Source organism: Microvirga yunnanensis (assembly GCF_025460875.1).
The window spans coordinates 122090-130259 of record NZ_JAMXFI010000008.1; the positions used below are offsets into that span (position 1 = coordinate 122090).

The 8170-nt window shown below is 59.9% G+C and carries 7 protein-coding genes; 5 read left to right on the plus strand and 2 right to left on the minus strand.

What is annotated here, in order from left to right:
- The first annotated feature begins 523 nt into the window (after positions 1–523).
- The 3 genes from NF876_RS43115 (at position 524) to NF876_RS06560 (ending at position 5264) form a co-directional block, all read left to right on the plus strand.
- Positions 524–3535, plus strand: coding sequence for a bifunctional diguanylate cyclase/phosphodiesterase (locus tag NF876_RS43115; protein ID WP_315975010.1), 3012 nt, complete (start codon positions 524–526; stop codon positions 3533–3535).
- Positions 3536–3875: 340 nt separating this feature from the next.
- The gene (locus tag NF876_RS06555; RefSeq protein WP_262268037.1) at positions 3876–4265 is read left to right on the plus strand and encodes a response regulator; all 390 of its coding nucleotides are present in this window, start codon (positions 3876–3878) and stop codon (positions 4263–4265) included.
- 123 nt (positions 4266–4388) lie between these two features.
- Positions 4389–5264 (plus strand): aldose 1-epimerase family protein, encoded by an 876-nt coding sequence (locus tag NF876_RS06560; RefSeq protein ID WP_262268038.1) that lies wholly within the window; start codon positions 4389–4391, stop codon positions 5262–5264.
- A gap of 55 nt (positions 5265–5319) precedes the next feature.
- On the opposite strand, the gene NF876_RS06565 is transcribed toward NF876_RS06560, so the two are convergent.
- The gene (locus NF876_RS06565) at positions 5320–5706 is read right to left on the minus strand and encodes a response regulator (protein WP_262268039.1); all 387 of its coding nucleotides are present in this window, start codon (positions 5704–5706) and stop codon (positions 5320–5322) included.
- A 72-nt stretch (positions 5707–5778) separates the two neighbouring features.
- On the opposite strand from NF876_RS06565, the gene NF876_RS06570 reads away from it, so the two are divergent.
- The gene (locus NF876_RS06570; protein WP_262268040.1) at positions 5779–6015 is read left to right on the plus strand and encodes a hypothetical protein; all 237 of its coding nucleotides are present in this window, start codon (positions 5779–5781) and stop codon (positions 6013–6015) included.
- A gap of 81 nt (positions 6016–6096) precedes the next feature.
- On the opposite strand, the gene NF876_RS06575 is transcribed toward NF876_RS06570, so the two are convergent.
- A complete protein-coding gene (locus NF876_RS06575) occupies positions 6097–6306 on the minus strand; it encodes a hypothetical protein (protein WP_262268041.1) in 210 nt (69 codons plus the stop codon).
- A gap of 260 nt (positions 6307–6566) precedes the next feature.
- On the opposite strand from NF876_RS06575, the gene NF876_RS06580 reads away from it, so the two are divergent.
- Positions 6567–7757, plus strand: a complete 1191-nt coding sequence (locus tag NF876_RS06580) for a YihY/virulence factor BrkB family protein (RefSeq protein ID WP_262268042.1) — start codon at positions 6567–6569, stop codon at positions 7755–7757.
- The last annotated feature ends 413 nt before the right edge of the window (positions 7758–8170 follow it).

The window sequence follows — 8170 nt, forward strand, 5'->3', positions numbered from 1 at the left end:
ATCCGTGGCGCCCGACCGTTCCAGGCGAATCCGCTGACGATCGGTCCCGGCCGCGAATGGTCTCGGCTCATCGCAATCCTGAACCGGAGCCCGCACCAGGATCGAATCCCGCATCGCTTCGTATCCGATGAAGATTGCGCGGAGCGGACTTCCTCTCGCGCGCGTCCCGTTATTGGACTTGCGGCCCGACGGAGGCCGTCGGGCAAGGCCGCACGCCCGTTGAACGTCCGCCGGTCCGCGTAGGTCCTGTTAACCGTAATGGCGAGGGAGCTTTCGCCGCTGCTTGACCTCAACCGTAACTGGCAGCTATCCCAGGGTTGAATATAGTTCAGTTCATTGCAGACAGAACCAACGTCAGCACTATGGCAGGCCTAGTTGACGGGCCAGCATGACGCTTTGCCATTTTACCGGTTGTGAGCCCGGATGTTCCATCAGCGGCAGATCGAGATGTCCTCGAGGCATGACGCCATTCTGCTGTGTCCGTTGGGCTCCGACATCTCCTGAGCAACTTGTATGCTTCGGCGTGGGCGATTTCAGAATGGTAGAATGTCCTGGCCACTGCGATGCACCTCGTTGGAACGAGGTCGACCGCCTTGCTGCCCTTCATCAATTCGACATCCTTGATACCGAAGCGGAGCTCGAATTCGACAGCATCGCAAAAGTTGCAGCAGAGATCTGCAAGACGGAAACGGCATTCATCTCCTTCCTGGATGAGCACAGGCAGTGGTTCAAGGCGCGGATCGGCCTCGAGATCTCAGAGACGCCTCGCGAGATCTCGATATGCAACCATGCGATGCTGCATCCGGGAGTGTTTGTTGTTTCAGACCTGGCAACCGATCCTCGATTTCAGCATCATCCGTTAGCCAACGGACGTTCCAAGTTTTCATTCTACGCGGGAGCACCTCTTAAAACGAAGGACGGCCTTCCGCTGGGGATGCTGTGCGTGCTCGGCCACGAAGCACGCCCGAAGGGTTTGAGCGAGCAACAGGAGCACGCTTTGACGGCCCTCGCGGGCGCCGTGATGTGTCAACTGGAGCTGAAGCTCGCCAACAGGGCGGCCGCAGACCGCGAGGAGTTTACGCGGCGTCTGCTGGCCGGCTCCGACGACTGCATCAAAGTCTTCGACCTCGAAGGTGGCCTTCGCTTCATGAGCCAAAGCGGTTTGCGCGCGATGGATGTGGCGGATTTCAGTACGATCGAAGGTCGCAGCTGGGCTGATCTCTGGAGCGGTGTCGCCGAGAGAGAGGCGTGTGAAGCGCTCGAGAAAGCGAAATCGGGCGGGATTGGACGTTTTCAGGGCCCTTGTGCGACAACGGCAGGGGGGCAGAGATGGTGGGACGTGGTGGTCACGCCCATCATGGGGCGCGATGGGAATCCACAAGCGTATCTGTGTATCTCCCGCGACGTGACGGAGCTCCGCCGAGCAGAGCAGAGCCTCCGAAAGAGCGAGAAGCGCCTTCGCACGCTCATGGACGTCATGCCCCTCTCCTTTACGTCTCCGCAGGTGGTCTGGTTCAGCGATCCGGACGGGGAACTCACATACTGCAACGATGTTTGGCATGAATATGCAGGGCCCGGTCCCGCCTCGACGCCAAAAGGCTGGTTCACGGTGATCCACCCGCTCCATCGCGAGCGGGCTTCCGAGATGTGGGACGGCGCTCTTCGCAGCGGTCAATCGTTCGAACTTGAGATGCCGCTGCGACGTGCGTCGGATGGGATGCATCGTTGGTTCATCATCCGAGGGCAACCGCTCAAGAATGAGCACGGCAAGGTTGAGCAATGGTTCGGCATTGCCATGGATATTCACGAGCGCAAGCAGTCAGAGCAGGCTCTGAGGGAAAGTGAAGAACGTTTGCGGCTCGCCTTGAAAGCCGCGCATATGATGGCATGGGAGTTCAATCCGCAGACAGGTGCCACCACGCGGTCTGAGAATGCGCTTGCACTCCTGGGCGTCACGCCTGGCACTGATAGGACCTTCATGACGGGAGTCCATCCGGACGACCATCAGAGGGTCGAAGAGTTCCTTCAACGGATCCAGATCCGCGGCTCCGACGCCGTGGAGTGCCGTTACGTACTACCGAACGGTGAGATTCGATGGCTCCGAGCGCGGGCCGAGAGAGCTGGGACCGATCGGATCGTAGGTGTCACGTTCGATATCAGCGAGCAAAAGGAAGCCGAGGAGGAAATCTGGCGCTCGGCCAATCACGACGCGCTTACGGGTCTTCCCAACCGCAATCTCTTCCAACGTCGGCTTGAGGCCGCCCTCGCTTCCGCCCAGAAGGGCGGCACGAGCGTCAGCCTCCTGCTGATCGACCTGGATGATTTCAAGGACATCAACGACACGCTTGGTCATGATGCGGGTGACGCGCTGCTGCGGGAGACGGCCCGTCGTCTCTCGGCCATGGTTCGCGCTTGTGATACCGTGGCTCGGATCGGTGGAGATGAGTTCGCGGTGCTGGTTGTCGATCCCCTCAAGCTCGAGAACGCCGCGCGTTTGGGCACATTGATTTCAGATATGCTGCGCCAGCCTTTCACATACCGGAAGCGAACCCTCATCAGTCGCGTAAGCATCGGCGTCGCGGCGTTCCCAGATCACGATGGGACGCCGACGGAACTGGTCAAAGATGCGGATATTGCCATGTACCAGGCAAAATCTCAGGGGCGCAACAGAGTCGTCACGTACTCGCCGGAAATGCGGAGAGTTCTCGAACAGCGCGTCTCTTTGGGACGAGGGATGCGAGAGGCGGTCGAAAGCGATCAGATCATCCCGTTCTACCAGCCGAAAGTTAATCTCTCGACAGGCGAAATCGTCGGCCTTGAAGCCCTGGCGCGCTGGCAGCATCCAACGAAAGGCGTTCTGACTCCCGACACCTTCGGGGCCGTCTTCGATGACCATGAAACAGCAATATCAATCGGGAAGGCTCTGATCTCGAAGATCGCAGCGGATGTGCGTCAGTGGCTTGATCAGGACCTCCCATTCGGCCGCATCGCGCTTAACCTGTCGCCGGCTGAGTTCGGCCAGTCGGGGCTGGTCGACGGCATGTTGAGAACGTTCGACTGGCTAAAAATTCCGCCCAGGGTCTTCGAGGTCGAGGTCACGGAGACCGTGCTCCTGGGAAGGAACTCCAGCAACGTCGCCTCGGCTCTCGCACAGTTTCGGGAACACGGCATTCACATTGCGCTCGACGATTTTGGAACCGGCTATGCCTCGTTGACACACCTGAAGCAGTTTCCCGTCGACCATATCAAGATCGATAGAAGCTTCATCCGTGATCTCGAGCATGATTCCGGCGACGAGGCGATCACGGCGGCCGTCATCGGTCTTGGCAGAAGCCTGCAATTGCAGGTGACGGCGGAGGGCGTGGAGACGCATGGTCAAGCCCGGCGCCTGCGTGATCTGGGATGTGATCATGCGCAGGGCTACCTCTATGCAAAGCCCATGGCGGCGTCCCATGTCCCGGATCTCTTGATGCAGTGGGACAGAATGCTCATAAAGCCCCGATCTGAGAGAAACATGGAACTCTTGAGCCGCTAGAGCATCGGACCCAAAAGTGGACCCACTTTTGGGATCGGATCCGATGCTCTCTTCCTTAAGCGGCGCATCGTTCGGGGCGGAAAACCGAGTCCACTTTTCCGCACGATGCGCTAGGGGCAGAGGGCGGAGGGATATGGCACGCCGGGCGGCAACGCAGCACAACCGGCCGTACTGGCAGCCGGGCGAAGCCCATCACCGTCCTTAGGAGTTTGAGCTTCCCCGAGCATTTCTGGTCCGGGAGGAACCTCCTGGGCTTACTTATGTTATTCCTTTTTATGCTCAAGCCAGCCTATCAAGAAGACTGCCCCATCGCGAGGTTGTTTGGCAGAGGAGCAGGCGCATGGCGGTCTCTGGAAGCACGCAGGCATTGCAGGATTGTCGAATCCTCGTGGTCGAGGACGAGTATTTCATTGCCGAGGACATGGCTCTGGCTTTGGAAAGACTAGGCGCCACGGTCATCGGACCTGCTTCTGACCGGGAGAAAGCTCTGGCCCTGCTCTCGTCTTCGGAGCAGGTCGATGCGGCCGTGCTCGACATCAACCTGCGTGGCGCGGCCGTCTTTCCTGTCGCCGACGCCCTGATCGAGCAAGGCATTCCGTTCGTGTTTGCGACGGGTTATGCACCGGCCTCCGTTCCGCAGGCTTACTCTTCAGTCCCGTGCTGGGAAAAGCCCTTCAACCCGAATGACTTGGCGCAAGTTCTACCCCCACTCGTCAGGGTTGCACGCTGATGCTCAGGCTTGGTGAAGGCCGCTCCAAGGGCTATTCATCAAATCTGTCGATACCCTCACGCCGAGATCGGCTCCACGCCCCGCTTCGTGCTAAGGTGGTCGGCCAAGCGAGGACTTGTTCCGATGAGCGTTACGATTGCGAGCCCCCAACTCCGGGCTCAGGTGTCCGATAAAGGCGCAGAGCTCGTTCGGCTTCAGGACGAGCGGGGCCGGGACCTTCTGTGGGACGGCGATCCTGCCTTCTGGACTGGGCGCTCCCCACTTCTCTTTCCCGTCGTCGGGCGTGTGAGGAATGATCGGATCCAAGTCGATGGCTCCGAATATGAGCTGCCAAAGCATGGTTTTGCACGGGGATCCCGATTCGAGATCAAAGAGGTCGAGCCGTCCCGGTGCCTGTTCCGCCTGCATTCCGACGAGGCCACGCTTCGGCAGTATCCGTTTCCCTTCCAACTCGACGTTTCCTACACGATCGACGGAACGACGCTGACGATCGCAGCTTCAGTCACCAATTCCGGCTCGGCCGCCATGCCGGTCTCATTCGGATTTCACCCGGCCTTTCGATGGCCGCTGCCGTTTGGGTCGCCGCGGGAGGCACATGCAATTCGTTTCGAGCGCGAGGAGCCCGCTCCAATTCGCCGGCCGGTCGACGGTCTGATCAGCAGCAAAGCCGAGACGAGCCCCGTTCGCGATGGAACGCTCTTACTGGACGACGCGCTGTTTGAGGCGGATGCTCTTGTCTTCGACCGCCTCGAAAGCCGATCGGTCGTCTATGGAGCGCCACAGGGCGGATCGATCCGTGTCGACTTCTCAGGGATGCCGCATCTGGGCATCTGGACCAAGCCTGGCGCCGGCTTCATCTGCATCGAACCTTGGCAGGGTCATGCGGATCCGGAAGGCTTCGATGGTGAATTGTCCACTAAGCCAGGCATTGTTCTCATTCAGCCCGGCGGAGCGCGTGACTTCGTCATGAAGATCACGATCCGTCAGGGGGAAGTCTGATCGTGTCGCCGGGGACCTTCAAGCTCCGCGTTGGCCACTCCGATGCCCGCCCGGCCTATTGGCTCGTCACGAGTTCACGGATGTGCTGAACCACGTCTTCGCTGGAATACGGCTTCGGGACGAAACGGCCGTCATCGGGGATCTGCCCGGGGGTGGGCTTGTGATAGGCAGACGAGATCAGGAGCGAGATGTGCGGCCACCGTTGCTGGACATTTTCAGCCAGATCAAGTCCATTCATGGATCCCGGCATGTCGATGTCGGTAAAAAGCACCTGGACGTCGTCGGAGCAGGTTTCCAGAACCGCAAGGGCTACATCGGCATTGGCCGCTTCCAGCACATGAAAGCCGGCATCTTCCAAATCGCCGGCCGCCGCCATCCGCACGAGGAGTTCATCCTCGACGAGCAGAACAACCGGAGTGTCCTCTGAATATTTGTTCATCATGAGCCATGGAACGAAACTAACTTATGTTAGTTCCTACAGCTCAGGTAGGTTTTTGAGCGGGAATCCAGAGACATGGCATCGCACAAGTACAAGGTCGGAGATCAGGTGCGAATGGTCAAGCTTGCCAGCACCAACACCGTCGAGGCCTTCCTGAACATGGTTGCGACCATCGACGTCGTCCAGCCTCAAGACACCTGGGAGGTGATCCGACTTCTCCCTGCCGACAGCAGCGGCTTTCAGTACCACATCAAAGGCAACCAGCAAGGCCCGGAGCGCCTCGTGCGTGAGGAGCAGCTTCAGCCCGCCTGACGAACCCTCCTGAGGGAAGCACCGCCCGACAGCGGGACAAATGGCGGTGCCCCCCTCACAGGTTCCGTGGCAGCGGCGGGCTCAGCCTGCCTTGCGGACAGGGGCTTGCTCTGCCTGCTCGGCCATGGGCTTCGTCCGGGAGCGGAATTCGTGCAGCTCCTGGCGGACCGTTTCAAGGACCGGATTGAAAGCCGGCCCGTGCTCCTTCGCGATATCGACCAGCACATCGATCGCCCGAAGCAGACGCTCCTCCGTGACTGGCTCCCACTTGCGTCCTGACCACTCGTCCATCTCAGACCCTCCTCGTGGATCGAGGGAGACACTGGTCCAGAGAGTCTTGCATCCGGGTTAAAGCGTCCGATCAAAAGCGGTCGTGCAAAACCGACGAACCGGCTCTCCGCCTCTGCAATGCAGATCAAGACCAAACCTTATGGTGAGTAGTTCAGGACCGTCTCCACTCAATAAGTGCGTGGAACCACTGAGTAATTCGGAAGGTTTACGGTTGAACCAGGCCGTTCGGCCTGCACCCGACAACCGAGGCAGTGTCGATCATGGCGAATAATCCGGCAATTCAGCAACCTGGAGGGAGGCAATCCTCCTCAACCTCGACTGTCACGACCATGTGGGCCGTGGTGCTCGGATGGGCCCTCCTTCGGCTCGTTGTCGGAGGGGATCGCGCGGATCCCGTCCAAACTGGAAGATCGTCGTCGCAACCGGCATCGACCCGCCGTCAGGACCGACGGAGCGATTCAGACTTGGGCGAGAAGCAGCATGCCCCGCCGCAGGCAGCTGCCGAGAAGGGGCGCGGGCGGAGCGCCGACACGCCAACGGAGATCCCGGCCCAAGGATGGAAAGACATCCTGTGGCGCACCTATGAAGAGTTCAGCAAAGACCGCATCATGTCGGTTGCGGCCGGCGTCACCTACTACGCCCTGCTGGCGCTCTTTCCGGCGATCGCAGCCCTTGTCTCCATCTACGGCCTCTTCGCCGATCCGGCCACGATCCAGGATCATCTCAATACCCTGTCGGGCGTGTTGCCCGCGGGTGCGCTCGACATTATCCGCGAACAGGTCACCCGTATCGCGTCCAAGGGAGGCGGTGCTCTCGGGTTCGGCTTCATCTTCGGTCTTGGATTGTCCCTGTGGAGCGCCAATGCCGGCATGAAGGCCATCTTCGACGCCCTCAACATCGTCTATGGCGAGGAGGAGAAGAGAAGCTTCATCAAACTGAACCTGATGTCCCTGTCCTTCACCTTGGGAGCGATCGTCTTCATTCTTGTCGCCCTCACCGGAATCATCGTTCTGCCGATCGTGCTCAACTTCATCGGCCTGGGCTCAGGAGCCGAATGGCTGGTATCCCTTGCGCGCTGGCCGATTCTGCTGATTGGAGTCGTGCTGGGCCTATCGCTGATCTACCGGTTCGGGCCGAGCCGTGACAAGGCAGAGTGGCGGTGGGTCACGCCCGGCGGGATCATCGCTGCGGTCCTGTGGCTTGCCGTCTCCATGCTGTTCTCTTGGTATGTCGCGAATTTCGGAAGCTACAACGAGACCTATGGCTCGCTTGGCGCCGTCATCGGCTTCATGACCTGGATCTGGCTGTCGACAATCGTCGTCTTGCTGGGTGCCGAGATCAACTCGGAGATGGAGCACCAGACGGCGAAGGATACAACCGAAGGCACCGACCAGCCCATGGGCGTTCGTGGCGCACGGATGGCCGACACGATCGGGGTCGCAAAGAGCTGACCACCGGAAGAACGACCAGAGAAGGCGCTTCCCCGGGGGGCGCCTTCTTTCATGTCGATGCCTGAGGCGTCCCGCCCCGCCATCGATCCCGAACGAACAAGGGCGCGCTGTTGGTTATCCAGCGCGCCCTTATGGGCCGTCGATGTCTGTCGCAGGGCGCCTTAGAGCTGTTTCCACTGGCGTGGAATCACCTCTCTTCTTTGGCTTGCCGCATGTTTGACGGCGAACCGGATCCACTTCGCCGAAAGATGCTCTAAAGCATCGGACGTGAAAAGTGGACTTGCACTTTTGGGATCCATCCGATGCTTTCTTCTTGAATGAGAGCATCGGTCAGAACGGACCCAGCGGGCCGCGCCAGCGAAAACCGGATCCACTTTTCACTGGCGTGGCCCTTCGGGTCGCTGACGCGGCCC